At 48.2% G+C, this 13,632-nt stretch carries 16 protein-coding genes and 1 pseudogene; all 17 read left to right on the top strand.

The annotated features are described in order from the left end of the window. The first annotated feature begins 254 nt into the window (after positions 1 to 254). The 17 genes and pseudogenes from ABIA61_RS14365 (at position 255) to ABIA61_RS14285 (ending at position 13,492) form a co-directional block, all read left to right on the top strand. A complete protein-coding gene (locus tag ABIA61_RS14365; RefSeq protein WP_404519423.1) occupies positions 255 to 842 on the top strand; it encodes a TIGR01440 family protein in 588 nt (195 codons plus the stop codon). A 124-nt stretch (positions 843 to 966) separates the two neighbouring features. Continuing rightward, positions 967 to 2,217: a serine hydroxymethyltransferase gene (locus ABIA61_RS14360; RefSeq protein WP_044646218.1), complete on the top strand. Its 1,251-nt coding sequence runs from the start codon at positions 967 to 969 to the stop codon at positions 2,215 to 2,217. Positions 2,218 to 2,370: 153 nt separating this feature from the next. Next, positions 2,371 to 2,605, top strand: a pseudogene (locus ABIA61_RS14355) (sugar ABC transporter permease); the annotation flags it as partial. Beyond that, a complete protein-coding gene (locus ABIA61_RS14350; protein WP_404519424.1) occupies positions 2,605 to 2,739 on the top strand; it encodes a hypothetical protein in 135 nt (44 codons plus the stop codon). The pseudogene ABIA61_RS14355 and the gene ABIA61_RS14350, both read left to right, overlap by 1 nt. Before the next feature lie 471 nt (positions 2,740 to 3,210). Beyond that, entirely contained in the window at positions 3,211 to 3,840 is a 630-nt protein-coding gene (gene upp / locus ABIA61_RS14345; RefSeq protein WP_013312332.1) for a uracil phosphoribosyltransferase, read from the top strand. A 106-nt stretch (positions 3,841 to 3,946) separates the two neighbouring features. Then, entirely contained in the window at positions 3,947 to 5,116 is a 1,170-nt protein-coding gene (gene wecB, locus ABIA61_RS14340; protein ID WP_283653582.1) for a non-hydrolyzing UDP-N-acetylglucosamine 2-epimerase, read from the top strand. Positions 5,117 to 5,286: 170 nt separating this feature from the next. Further along, complete coding sequence (locus ABIA61_RS14335) at positions 5,287 to 5,541, top strand: AtpZ/AtpI family protein (protein ID WP_283653581.1); 255 nt, start codon at positions 5,287 to 5,289, stop codon at positions 5,539 to 5,541. Next, complete coding sequence (locus tag ABIA61_RS14330; protein WP_044646220.1) at positions 5,534 to 5,914, top strand: ATP synthase subunit I; 381 nt, start codon at positions 5,534 to 5,536, stop codon at positions 5,912 to 5,914. The genes ABIA61_RS14335 and ABIA61_RS14330 overlap by 8 nt, the downstream gene beginning before the upstream one ends. A 29-nt stretch (positions 5,915 to 5,943) precedes the next feature. After that, a complete protein-coding gene (gene atpB / locus ABIA61_RS14325) occupies positions 5,944 to 6,768 on the top strand; it encodes a F0F1 ATP synthase subunit A (protein WP_283653580.1) in 825 nt (274 codons plus the stop codon). Between the two features lie 104 nt (positions 6,769 to 6,872). Beyond that, positions 6,873 to 7,097, top strand: a complete 225-nt coding sequence (gene atpE, locus ABIA61_RS14320) for a F0F1 ATP synthase subunit C (protein ID WP_014278475.1) — start codon at positions 6,873 to 6,875, stop codon at positions 7,095 to 7,097. Positions 7,098 to 7,207: 110 nt separating this feature from the next. Then, positions 7,208 to 7,696, top strand: a complete 489-nt coding sequence (gene atpF, locus ABIA61_RS14315) for a F0F1 ATP synthase subunit B (protein ID WP_283653579.1) — start codon at positions 7,208 to 7,210, stop codon at positions 7,694 to 7,696. Beyond that, entirely contained in the window at positions 7,693 to 8,238 is a 546-nt protein-coding gene (locus tag ABIA61_RS14310) for a F0F1 ATP synthase subunit delta (protein WP_044646223.1), read from the top strand. The genes atpF and ABIA61_RS14310 overlap by 4 nt, the downstream gene beginning before the upstream one ends. A 19-nt stretch (positions 8,239 to 8,257) precedes the next feature. Beyond that, positions 8,258 to 9,772 carry a F0F1 ATP synthase subunit alpha gene (atpA, locus tag ABIA61_RS14305; protein WP_283653578.1) on the top strand — a complete coding sequence of 505 codons (1,515 nt, stop codon included), beginning with the start codon at positions 8,258 to 8,260 and terminating at the stop codon, positions 9,770 to 9,772. 246 nt (positions 9,773 to 10,018) lie between these two features. After that, a complete protein-coding gene (gene atpG, locus ABIA61_RS14300) occupies positions 10,019 to 10,885 on the top strand; it encodes an ATP synthase F1 subunit gamma (RefSeq protein ID WP_404580907.1) in 867 nt (288 codons plus the stop codon). Between the two features lie 121 nt (positions 10,886 to 11,006). Continuing rightward, complete coding sequence (atpD, locus tag ABIA61_RS14295) at positions 11,007 to 12,407, top strand: F0F1 ATP synthase subunit beta (RefSeq protein WP_014278469.1); 1,401 nt, start codon at positions 11,007 to 11,009, stop codon at positions 12,405 to 12,407. Between the two features lie 69 nt (positions 12,408 to 12,476). Beyond that, positions 12,477 to 12,890: a F0F1 ATP synthase subunit epsilon gene (locus tag ABIA61_RS14290; protein ID WP_283653577.1), complete on the top strand. Its 414-nt coding sequence runs from the start codon at positions 12,477 to 12,479 to the stop codon at positions 12,888 to 12,890. Positions 12,891 to 13,240: 350 nt separating this feature from the next. Next, entirely contained in the window at positions 13,241 to 13,492 is a 252-nt protein-coding gene (locus tag ABIA61_RS14285) for a DUF1146 family protein (RefSeq protein ID WP_044646227.1), read from the top strand. Positions 13,493 to 13,632: the final 140 nt, after the last annotated feature.

Raw genomic sequence — 13,632 nt, 5'->3', positions numbered from 1 at the left:
CGTATATGAGCTAGGTCCGGCCTCCGGTGGCCTTCTGTCCAGACAAATGACAATGATTCTTCCGTGTGCTGTTACTTCGAGTATTCGAACCGAGAGAGGGTCCTTTTTTTAGTTGGGTCTTCCATTTTTCCTGCTCGAAATCCGATTCATCGGCTATAATATAGTCAGATTGTGATTCAGGAGAGAGTGTGTTGAACATGGGGCATAAGCCCGTGCCCAGTCTCTGTGGGGCTGTTCAACCAAAGGAGGTTCCAATGGCAGGACAATTGGATCATGAGGTTACGCTTGAAGCACAGACCGCTTCTGTCGTGAAGGAAATAGCAGAAGCAGCCAGTCTCAAGGCTGGTCGTTTGCTGGTTATCGGGGTAAGCACCAGTGAGGTGGCTGGAAGCAGGATTGGCACGGCGGGAGCGCTCGATGTAGCGCAGCAATTGCTGGCTGGAGTGGAATCCGTTAGCAGGGCGTATGGTTTTGACGTGGCATTTCAATGCTGCGAGCATTTGAACCGTGCGCTAGTCGTTGAGCGAGCCGTGCTGGAGCGGCTGGGACTGACGGAGGTTGCCGCCGTTCCCGTTCGTACGGCAGGCGGATCTATGGCTACCGTCGCCTATCGTGCGCTGGAAGATGCATGTCTGACGGCGAATGTACAAGCACATGCGGGGATAGACATTGGTGAGACGCTGATCGGTATGCATTTGCAACCGATTGCTGTTCCGTTTCGTCCAGGCCTTCGCTGGATTGGCGAAGCGCGTGTGACGGCGGCGTTCACTCGTCCCCCGCTCATCGGAGGACAACGAGCGGTGTATAGTCTGGAGCAAGAAGCCGGCGGAAGCTGTGACTAGCATTTGCAATTTGGTTTGGACAGCATGTTTGTATCTTTTTTGTATTGATGATGAGGTACCCAACAGAGGAGCAGGCGCTTGCCTGTATACCTGACAATTGACCATGGAGAGGGAGTAATCAATCATGATGGAACATTTGCGTAAAAGTGACCCGGCAGTGCTGGAAGCAATGGGACTTGAACTGAAACGACAACGCCACAATATCGAGCTGATCGCATCCGAAAATATCGTCAGCGAAGCGGTAATGGAAGCAATGGGCTCTGTACTGACAAATAAATATGCTGAAGGCTATCCGGGTAAACGCTATTACGGTGGCTGTGAGCATGTAGATATCGTTGAGGACATTGCACGCGACCGTGCCAAAGAACTGTTCGGTGCAGAGCATGCTAACGTACAAGCTCACTCTGGAGCGCAAGCGAACATGGCAGTATATCTGGCAGCTCTTAAACCTGGAGATACCGTACTGGGTATGAACCTAGCGCACGGCGGCCATCTTACACATGGAAGCCCGGTTAACGCCTCCGGCTTGTTGTATAACTTTGCCGCTTACGGTGTACGTGAAGACAACTTCCGCATCGACTATGATGAAGTGCGCAAGGCAGCCTTCAAGCATCGCCCTCGTCTGATTGTAGCCGGCGCGAGCGCATATCCGCGCACCATTGATTTTGAAGCCTTCGCTTCCATTGCCAACGATGTGGGCGCTCTGTTCATGGTCGATATGGCACATATCGCGGGTCTTGTGGCAGCGGGTATTCATCCAAGCCCGGTTCCGCATGCTCAATTTGTAACAACAACGACACACAAAACGCTGCGTGGTCCGCGTGGAGGTCTGATTTTGACTCGCAAAGCGTGGGCGCAAGCGATTGATAAAGCTATTTTCCCAGGTACTCAAGGGGGGCCGTTGATGCATGTGATCGCATCCAAAGCCGTTGCCTTGGGTGAAGCGCTCCAGCCTTCCTTCAAAACCTATGCACAAAACGTAGTTCGCAACGCTCAGGTGCTGGCTGAGACATTGCTGGCTGAAGGCATTAACATTGTATCCGGTGGTACGGATAATCACCTGATGCTGCTGGACACGCGTAGCTTGAACATCACTGGAAAAGAAGCGGAGCATGTGCTGGATTCCGTGGGCATTACAGTGAACAAAAACGCGATTCCTTTCGACCCGACCAGTCCGTTCGTTACCAGCGGAATCCGCATTGGTACACCTGCTGCAACGTCCCGTGGTATGGATGAAGAGGCTATGGTCAAAATCGGTAAAATCATTGCCGAAACTCTTAAAAATCCGAAGGATGATACGGTATTGTCCAAAGCCAGCCAAGCTGTTGGCGAACTGACAGACAAATTCCCGATCTACCCAAGTATTCAATACTAATCAATCGGCTTGTTCATGCTCCCCCTCAGCCTCAGGTTGTCAGCCTTGGTATCTGGGGGGGGGGCCATGACTACACATATGATGTGACTGATAAGGCTGTTTTTCTTCCGTAAGCCGGAGGGGGAACAGCCTTTTTTTGATTTCTAGCGATTCTGCCTGTTTCTGGCGATATCCTGGTCCTTTAAAGTATTTGAGTTGAATTTGGCGCTGACAAAGGGTGGACCCTTCAAGTCGACGGAGTCTGTTGCGTTTGGACATATATAATGAAGCGTTTACAAATAACCGTCTTGGATTGGGTACTGCCAAAGCCATTATTTTCTTTGTCATCGTTGCAATCATTACCAGCATCCAGGTGTGTCTGACGAAGAAAAAGGAGGTCGAAATGTAATGGGAAAAACAAGCGACATTTTGGCTCATTTCGCTTCGTGGCCGATGACCTTCCATTTTGAGAACTACGCGAATGCCTGGAATAAAATAAAACAGCGACAAGATATGGAGTTGGAACTTTCAACGTTTCCCTAAGGGACTGAATCAGGATCTGAGTAGTAGCATGCAGGCCTATATTGCGGGAGTCATTACGAAGGATGAAATGCTCCAGCAATTTCAGGAGGCATGGGACAATTTGAAGTACAGATAAAAGACTGATGCTGTATTAGGACACAAAGCCTGTAGGTTAGGCAGGAAGTCCAAAATTCAAAAGGCTCTGACGGTCAAGTGCCGTCAGAGCCTTTTTTATGCACTTTTTGTATGACAAAAGTCACTCTTGAAGTGGCGAAGTATGCATTTTACCTGTCATATCTTCCTCTTGACAAAAGGTTGCGGTGGCAGGTGTTAAATCAATCAAGGGAATGTTATAATAAACAGGATTTACAGGCACGCATTGCATCTGTGCTTATTTGGTTTGTACAAATAGGTTACATAGATCCTTTCCATACAGGATGTTCGATATTCTGGTGCGAAAGAACGTGACGATAATACCGGAGGGAATATATCATGGCAAAACTGGTGGTTTGTGATCACCCTTTGATCCAACACAAACTTACATTTATCCGCGATGTGCGGACCAACACCAAGGATTTCCGCGAACTGGTGGATGAAGTAGCAACATTGATGGCTTATGAAATTACGCGGGATATCCCGCTGGAGAGCATTACGGTGCAGACACCGGTTGCTGAGACAGAAGGCAAGGTTATTTCCGGTCGCATGCTGGGTCTCATTCCAATCTTGCGTGCAGGCTTGGGGATGCTGGATGGCGTTGTCAAACTGCTGCCGGCAGCAAAGGTAGGGCATGTGGGACTGTTCCGTGATCCCGAGACATTGCAGCCTGTGGAATACTATACGAAGTTGCCTACAGACGTGACTGAGCGTGAATTGATCGTGATTGATCCGATGCTTGCAACGGGAGGCTCGGCGATCGCGGCTATTGATGTGTTGAAAAAGAGAGGCTGTACCCAAATTAAGATGATGAATTTGATTGCCGCTCCTGAGGGAGTCAAGGCCGTTCAGGATGCCCATCCTGATGTAGATATTTATGTTGCTGCACTGGACGAGCGTCTGGATGATCACGGCTACATTATTCCGGGTCTTGGTGATGCGGGAGACCGTCTGTACGGAACCAAGTAAAGGGCCTCTGGTTCGGCATAATATATGGGCGTTACGGACAAGTCGTTTTTCATAGGAGAACGGTCTTGGAACCGGACGTTTATCTTGAAAAGGGGTTCAACAGAAAATGTCCAAAATCAAAGTGATGACTATTTTTGGCGTGCGTCCGGAAGCGATTAAGATGGCTCCTCTTATTTTGGAGCTTCAACGTCACCCCGAGCATATCGAGTCCTTAGTATGCGTAACGGCTCAACATCGCCAAATGCTCGATCAGGTTCTGGAAGTGTTTAATATCCACCCTGACTATGATCTGGATGTGATGAAGGATCGTCAGACGCTTAATGAAATTTCCATTCGTGTACTTCAAGGATTGGAACCTGTGTTACGTGAGGCAAAGCCTGATATCGTGCTCGTTCACGGGGATACGCTGACGACTTTCCTGGCCAGCTATGCGGCCTTTATGCAACAGATCGAAGTAGGGCATGTGGAAGCGGGCTTGCGGACGTGGAACAAGCTTTCTCCGTACCCTGAGGAAATGAACCGTCAACTGACAGGAGTGCTGTCTGATCTTCATTTTTCTCCTACATCTTTATCTGCTGGGAATTTGCGGAAGGAAAATAAACCTGAATCGCGAATATATGTAACAGGCAATACCGTGACTGACGTATTTCAGTATACGGTTCGCCAGGATTACGAGCATCCGGTGCTGGAATGGGCTGAAGGCAAACGCCTGATTCTGATGACGGCACACCGCCGGGAGTCCCAGGGCGAACCACATCGCCAAATTTTTAGTGCGGTCAAACGGATCGCAGACGAGTTTGAGGATATCGCTATCGTGTATCCAGTTCATCCGAGTCCGGCTGTGAAGGAGCCTGCATTTGAGATTTTAGGCAACCATCCGCGTATTAAGCTGATTGATCCGCTGGATGTGGTGGATTTACACAACTTTTATCCGCACACTCATCTCATACTTACTGATTCGGGTGGTCTTCAGGAGGAAGCACCTTCATTCGGCGTGCCTGTACTGGTACTGCGTGATACGACTGAAAGACCGGAAGGAATTGAAGCTGGCACACTGGAACTGGTGGGTACGAGTGAAGAGAACGTCTACAATCGGACCAAGGCTCTTTTGACGGATTCTGCATTATATGAGTCTATGAGTCAGGCAGCAAACCCTTATGGCGATGGACGAGCTTCGGTAAGAATTGTCAATGCTATTTTGCACCATTATGGTGTTCAATCCGAACGTCCTGAAGAATTTCACACAATGTTCACAAAAGGTGTCCGCACCACATAATCATCCTTACAGGGTAAGCATACAGTTAAACTGTACGGTTACCAAGGGGTACGGCATTTTAGGATGCTTTGTCGACTGATTTTATACTTTAGGGCACTAAAATATCTCAATTGACAAAGCATCTTATATTTAAGTAAAATGGACTGGAATTGCAGGGGTGACATGGAAAAGTGGTCAAACCTTCCAAGCAAAACAACAACCGAAATAACACCGGAAATGCCTTCAAGGCAATTGGACTGGTGAGCGCTATCGGCATTGATTTGGCCGTGTGCACACTGGGTGGTTTTTATGCCGGAAAGTGGCTAGACACCAAACTTGGTGGTTCCGGAATTTGGATTGGCGTAAGCGTTCTCGCAGGCTTGGTTGTAGGCGCATTGAGTATTGCCCTTGTGATCGGAAAGGTATTGAGGGATAACCATGAGTGAGATGACCCGAATGCAAAAAATGTTATGGATCGTAGCGCTTTGTATTATGGCTCTGTGTTTCCTGGTCTCCGCCTTCATGCCCCAACATCGTGACATTGCTCACGGAATCATTCTGGGAACGGGAGTAAGCTGTCTTAATGTGCTGTATATGGCCTACAAAATTCGACAGGTTGCGAGTGCGGCCGCCGGTGAAGGCAAGAAGAAAAGGGTGGGCATCGGCTTTGGAGTTCGTGTAGCGACCTCTATTTTGGCGGTAGTGCTGGCGATAGAATTTCCGGCCTATTTCCATGAGATCGCTGTAATGGCAAGCCTGGTAACTGGACAGTTTCTTCTTTTAATTATAGGCATCATATTCGCGCTACAGGAAAAATGATGGCTCAACTGAGAAAGGGGTGAGAAAACATGTTGCATGAATCACCGATTATCCAATTGGGCGGGTTCAACATTGACTTGTCCATCATTATTATGCTTATAGTAACCTGTGCTATTGTGTTTGGACTGGCTTTTGCCGCAACACGCAATTTGTCTGTAGACAATCCTGGCAAGCTGCAAAACTTTATGGAATGGGTTGTAGAATTCGTTCAAGGGCTTATATCCAGTACGATGGATTTGAAGAAAGGGAAGCCATTCCTATCATTGGGGATGACGCTGATCATGTTCATTTTCGTCGGGAATATGCTTGGTTTGCCGTTCGGAATCGTGACTGAATTCGATAATGTACAAAGCGCACAAGTATTTGGGCATGAAATCGTTCCAGTCAAGGAAGCATTGGAGCAAGCACAGGCGGCTCATCCGGGCGAACCTGCCCACGTGGGTGTCAACTGGTGGAAATCACCTACCGCAGATGCAGGGGTATCCATTGGTCTGGCATTGATGATCTTTGTGCTGGTTCATTTCCTGGGAATCTTCCGTAACACCAAAGCTTATTTCAAGCATTACATTCAGCCATTCCCTTTCTTTTTGCCAATTAACCTGATTGAGCAGTTCTCGAAACTTTTGACACATGGTATGCGTCTATTCGGTAATATCTTTGCCGGCGAGGTTTTGATTAGTGTGCTGCTGAAATTGACAGCAATTGGTGTTGGAGGGTGGATTGCCTCCGTACTGGGGCTGGTTGTATGGCAAGGATTCAGTATCTTTGTCGGCAGTATTCAGGCGTTCGTCTTTACCATTTTGACGTTCGTGTATATTTCACAGGCAATTGATACGCACGAAGAAGAGCATTAGGTCATTTCAGTTTCCGGTTTTTAGTTAAGTTCAGGAGTGCGCTTCGCTCTTAACTGCAAATACATGTACAACACAAATACACATCTCTAAGGAGGATTTTTAAAATGGGAGCTTGGGCATTAATAGCAGCAGCTATCGCAGTAGGTTTGGGTGCGCTCGGCGCAGGTATTGGTAACGGTCTGATCGTAAGTAAAACAGTTGAAGGTATCGCTCGTCAGCCAGAAGCAAAAGCTTCATTGCAAACTGTCATGTTTATCGGTGTAGGTCTGGTCGAAGCACTGCCAATCATCGGTGTCGTCCTGGCATTCATTTTCTACGCAGCAGCTTAATTGAATGGAAGCAAGGTTTGGCGGGGAAGGCACAGCCATCCGCGCCTTCTTTGTTCGTTTGAGATATGAAAGATCTAGGACTGACGTTCACCGGAAAGGAGTGACTTCAATTGCATTTTAATTGGACAAGTATCGTTTTTACTGTAATTGCATTTTTGATCTTGTACTGGTTGCTGACCCGTTATGCATTCGGCCCCCTCTTTTCAGTTATGGAGAAGCGGCGTGAGCTTGTTTTGAAGCAAATGAATGAAGCGGCACAGACGCGTGAACAGGCTGCTGCTTATGTTGAGGAGCAAAAGCAGGCTCTCCAACAGGCACGCAAAGAAGCCTACGATATTATTGAGCAGTCGAAACAAACAGGTAGCAAGCAAGCGGAGCAAATTATCGTTCAGGCTAAGGACGAAGCTGTCCGCCTGAAAGACGAAGCTGTTCGTGAGATCACAAGCGAGCGCAATAAGGCAGTTGCCGAGCTGCGCAGCGAAGTGGGCCGTGCTTCGGTACAAATCGCTTCCAAGCTGATTCAAAAAGAAATCAAGGAAGACCAAGTCCAGGGAGAGCTTGTCGACCAGTACCTTAAAGAGGTAGGAGGCAAAGCATGAGCCGGGATACGGTAGTTGCCAAACGGTATGCGAAAGCTTTGTTTGAAGTGGCGGAGCAAGAGCAAACCATTATGGAGACCGAGCAAGAGCTGCGTGCTTTTGTAGAAGCTGTCTCTGGGGATGCTGAAATCCGTAAGTTCATCAACTCTCCTAACATTACGGAAGCGGTCAAGCTTCAGGTTCTGGCTAACAGTTTTGAGAGCAAGCTGTCTGCCCCACTGATCAACACGATTAAGCTGTTGATCCAGCGTAGCAGAGCGGATTTGTTTGAATCTCTTCTCGCCGGATACCTCGATATTCAGGAGTACAAGCTGGGACTTGCCCATGCAAAGGTGTATTCCACTTATGCGCTCAGTGAGCAGGAAAAAACAGCGGTAGCCGAGCAATTCGGAGCCCGTGAACATAAAACAATCCGTGTGGAAAACATAGTGGACCCGAGTCTGCTGGGCGGATTGAAAGTGGTTATCGGCGATACGCTGTACGACGGTAGTCTGGCCGGCAAGCTGGATCGTCTTGAGAAATCCTTTAACAGACGAGTATAGAAGATAGGGGTGAACACACTTGAGTATCAAACCTGAAGAAATCAGTTCATTGATTAAAAGTCAGATTGAACAATATAAAAATGATATTGAGGTCGTTGAAGTCGGCACTGTTGTTGAAGTCGGCGACGGTATTGCCCGCGTCTACGGACTGGAAAAAGTCATGTCCGGTGAATTGGTTGAATTCGAAAACGGCGTTTTGGGCTTGGCGCTCAATGTGGAAGAAAGCAATGTCGGTGTTGTTATTCTCGGTCAATTCTCCGATATCCGTGAAGGCGGTCAAGTGAAACGTACAGGTCAGATCATGCAGGTTCCTGTAGGGGAAGCATTGATCGGACGTGTTGTTAATCCGCTGGGACAACCAGTTGACGGTAAAGGCCCGATTGCTACAACGGAATTCCGTCCGGTAGAAAGCCAAGCTCCAGGCGTTATGGCCCGTAAATCGGTACATGAGCCAATGCAAACGGGGATTAAAGCTATTGATGCGATGGTTCCGATTGGTCGCGGTCAACGCGAGCTGATCATCGGTGACCGTCAAACAGGTAAAACCTCTATTGCGATTGACGCGATTTTGAATCAAAAAGGCAGCGGCATGAAATGTATTTATGTTGCCATCGGCCAAAAGCAATCTACGGTAGCTCAAGTCGTTGAAACCTTGCGTCGTCATGGTGCTTTGGAATATACGATTGTCGTTACAGCGGCAGCTTCCGACCCATCACCATTGCTCTATATCGCACCTTACTCTGGCTGCGCTATGGGTGAGTACTTTATGTACAAAGGCGAGCACGTATTGGTTGTATACGATGACTTGACCAAACAAGCGTCAGCTTACCGGGAACTTTCCCTGTTGCTGCGTCGTCCACCGGGCCGTGAGGCATACCCAGGAGACGTTTTCTATCTGCATTCCCGCTTGCTGGAACGTGCAGCGAAGCTGAATGACGAGTTAGGCGGCGGATCGCTAACTGCGTTGCCATTCATTGAAACACAGGCTTCCGACGTATCTGCCTATATTCCAACGAACGTTATTTCCATCACAGACGGACAAATCTTCCTCGAAGCTGACTTGTTCTATGCAGGACAACGTCCGGCGATTAACGTAGGTATTTCTGTATCCCGTGTAGGTGGTTCGGCTCAGATCAAAGCGATGAAAAAGGTTGCAGGTTCCCTGCGTCTGGATCTCGCCCAATATCGTGAGCTTCAAGCGTTCTCCCAATTCGGTTCCGATTTGGACAAGTCCACCAAAGCTCGTCTGGATCGCGGCGCGCGTATGATGGAGATTTTGAAACAGGGTGTTAACCAGCCTCTGGCTGTAGAGCAACAGGTTGTGAGCTTGTACACTGCGGTAAAAGGCTTCCTGGATGATATTCCTGTAGCAGACGTGAAACGTTTTGAGAAAGACTTCCTTTCTTATATAGAGTCTGATCATCAAGATATTCTTCAATCTATTCGTGATACAAAAGACTTGGTTCCTGATAACGATGCGGCTCTCAAAGCAGCTATCGAGAAATTCAAAAAATCATTTGCCACGTCGGTTTAATACATTGGAATTTGCCAGTTTATGACGAGAAGTGTCCTAAGGAAGCGTGCCCTCCGGGCTGTGGCTTCCTTGGCATGTTTTATACTCAATAACAGGCCCTTTATGATTAGTCCGGCTGGACTGTCCTTCATCATGGACGGCCGGATATCCAGAACCGGTTTACGAAGTTAGCTTTGACTTTGTCAAAGCTAAGTGAATGCTTACGAAGTAGCTTTGGCTTTGCCAAAGCTTGAAGGTGGTGAAATCATGGCAAAAGGTATGCGCGAGATTAAACGTCAGATCAAAAGTGTGCAGAGTACGAAGCAGATTACGAAAGCGATGGAGATGGTAGCTGCATCCAAGCTTAGAAAAGCTCAGGAGAAGGCTGAGGCGGCTCGTCCTTATTCGGAAAAGCTTAGGGAAGTTGTGACCAGTATTGCTGCGGGGTCAAACAGCGTTAAGCACCCGATGCTGGAATCGCGTCCGGTCAAAAAGACGGCATATCTCATCATTACATCTGATCGTGGTCTGGCTGGTGGTTATAATGCCAACATTTTGCGGCAGGTTACACAGACAATTGCGGAACGTCACCGTTCACAGGATGAGTTTACAATTTTCATTATTGGACGAAAAGGACGGGACTATTTCAGACGCCGCGAGTTTCCTATTGCCGAGTCGGTAACAGATCTGTCGGATACACCTGCTTTTGCAGATATCAAGACGATTGCCAACAAAGCTGTGCAGGGTTTTGAGCTCAAAGAATTTGATGAGCTGTATCTATGCTATAACCGCTTTGTTAATGCATTGACTCAGATTCCAACCGTTGACCGTCTGTTGCCTATGGCGACGCCGGATTCCGCTGCTGCTGCATCCTCGATTAACTATGAGTATGAGCCGTCACCGGAAGGAGTGCTGGAAGTGCTGTTGCCGCGATACGCGGAAACACTCATCTACGGTGCTTTGCTGAACGGTAAGGCGAGTGAACTGGGAGCAAAAATGACAGCAATGGGATCTGCCACTAAAAATGCTACGAAGCTGATTGGTGAGCTGTCGCTGACCTATAACCGTGCTCGTCAAGCGGCTATTACCCAGGAAATTACGGAAATCGTGGCAGGGGCAAGTGCCCAGTCTTAATGGTTTTTTTTGCGGACTGCTGTATAGCTGGTCCTATACTAATATGATAATTTGCGGGCGCAAAACAAATCGTGTAGTTCGGATTTGCGGCTGTGCAAGCTTGTAGGAGGGAAACCAAAAGATGAACAAAGGACGCGTAGTGAGCATCATGGGTCCGGTTGTCGACGTTGAGTTTGAACGCGGACAGCTTCCGGAAATCCTGAATGCCATTCATATTGGGACTGTGCTGGAGAACGGAGTCAAAGTTGACCTGACGCTCGAAGCATCGAAACACCTTGGTGACAACCGTGTGCGTTGTATTGCCATGTCTTCCACAGATGGTCTGGTTCGTGGAGTTGAAGCAATCGATCAGGGAGCACCTATTTCGGTACCTGTCGGTGAAGCAACTCTGGGACGCGTATTTAACGTACTTGGAACGCCAATTGATAATGGTACTGATTTGAGTGAAGCAGCTAGAAATCCGATTCACCGTCAGGCTCCTGCCTTCGATGAATTGACAACTCAAGCAGAAATGCTCGAAACCGGCATTAAAGTTATCGACCTGCTGGCTCCGTACGCCAAAGGCGGTAAAGTCGGATTGTTTGGTGGTGCCGGCGTAGGTAAGACCGTAACCATCCAGGAATTGATTAACAATATCGCTCAGGAACATGGTGGTATTTCCGTATTCGCAGGCGTTGGTGAACGTACGCGTGAGGGAAATGACTTGTACCATGAAATGAGAGATTCCGGCGTTATCAATAAAACAGCGATGGTGTTCGGACAAATGAACGAGCCTCCAGGCGCACGTTTGCGTGTTGCCCTTACCGGTCTGACGATGGCGGAGTATTTCCGTGATCAAGAAGGCCGTGACGTGTTGCTCTTTATTGATAACATCTTCCGCTTTACCCAAGCGGGTTCTGAGGTTTCCGCCCTGTTGGGACGTATGCCTTCGGCAGTAGGTTACCAGCCTACACTGGCAACTGAGATGGGTCAATTGCAAGAACGGATCACTTCTACTAAAAAGGGTTCTGTTACTTCCATTCAGGCCATCTATGTGCCTGCGGATGACTACACTGACCCGGCTCCTGCTACAACGTTTGCCCACTTGGATGCAACGACAAACCTGGAGCGCAAAATTTCCGAAATGGGTATTTACCCGGCGGTTGATCCACTAGCATCAAGCTCCCGGATTTTGGCTCCAGAAGTTGTAGGTGAAGAGCACTACAATGTAGCACAAGGCGTAAAACAAATTTTGGCCCGCTATAACGAGCTTCAGGATATCATTGCCATCCTGGGTATGGACGAGCTGAGTGAAGAAGACAAAATGCTGGTAGCCCGTGCGCGCAAAATCCAGCGTTTCCTGTCCCAACCTTTCCACGTTGCCGAAACGTTCAACGGCTTCCCGGGTAAATATGTACCGGTTAAAGAAACTGTACGAAGCTTCAAAGAAATTCTGGAAGGCAAGTATGATCATCTTCCAGAAGCGGCCTTCCTTTTTGTAGGGGCCATCGAGGAAGCGGTAGAAAAAGCCAAAACGCTGTAGCATACAGGCGAAGAATAGCCGAGCCTTACGAAGTGAGCTGTCTGCGGGCAGCTTTCAGGAGGGATTCAAGTGAGCACATATTTGTTGGAGATTGTGACGCCGGAGCGCCTGGTCTTTGCAGAACAGGTAAACAGCATCAGTGTTCGCGGCTCGGAAGGCGATCTCGGGATTTTACCCGGACACCTTCCCTTGGTCACTCCCTTGAAGATTGCGCCGGTACGTATTAAAACTGGCGGTCAGACAGAAGTGATTGCGGTCAATGGGGGCTTTGTCGAAGTCCGCAAGGATAAAGTGGTCATTTTGGCTGAAAGTGCGGAGCGTTCCGAGAATATTGATGTGGAGCGTGCCCGTGCGGCAAGGGAGCGGGCAGAGCTGCGGCTCCAGAGCAAACAGGAGAAAGTAGACCATCATCGGGCGGAGGTAGCCCTGCAACGGGCACTTAATCGTCTGAATGCAACGAGCATCAGAACCAATAAGAATTAACATTGGGTTTTTAACTGGATTGTAAAAGGGTTCGGCATGGTATACGGATGGGATGACAAGGAGACCGCTTCATAGTTTCTGCCAAATGATGTTCCGGCAGAAGAAGATGAGGTAGACTTTTCCTTCCTTCGATCACTGTGATCGAGCCCTTTTTTTGATATGATTTCCAAAAATACTGTCCCATTTCTTGCTTAATAGCTAGGTACATAGTACCTTTTAAATTCACGAAACAGAAGGAAATGTTCGTATTTTGTCGAAATAATTGTCCTGAAAGTAGAAATAGCACTGGCATATTAGGCGTTCGCCGAGTATTATAAAGAAGTCTGTGACGCAGATGGGAGGGATTACGGATGAACGGGAAGCAGCAATTGGCTGAACAGTTAAGTCAATCGGCGAGTATGACCGCGCTGGTCTCCATGATCGTGTCGCTCATTTGTATAGCGCTAGCTTGGTGGGCTTTACAGAGCTTAAAGCTGGATTTATTCATCAGGCATCCTAAGGGGCCACAGGGCAGATTGCTGCACTTGTTTCTTGCCATTATGTTGGGACAGCTGGTGTCCGGCTTTCTTTTAAGCTATATCTCATGGAGCCAGATGCTTTAGAATGTGTTTTAATATGAAGTGGGCGGGTTATATGACTTTATGGCCCTGTATCTGCGGGAATTGTCGAATAACATCGCGCCATATTGTTAACAATGGTAAACAAAAGAACTATACGTGTATAGCTGGCCCGACAGGCTGGA

Source organism: Paenibacillus sp. RC21 (assembly GCF_044907935.1).
Classification (GTDB): domain Bacteria; phylum Bacillota; class Bacilli; order Paenibacillales; family Paenibacillaceae; genus Paenibacillus; species Paenibacillus terrae_A.
Note: the sequence above shows the minus strand (reverse complement) of the source record. Positions and strands in the feature narration are given on the sequence as shown.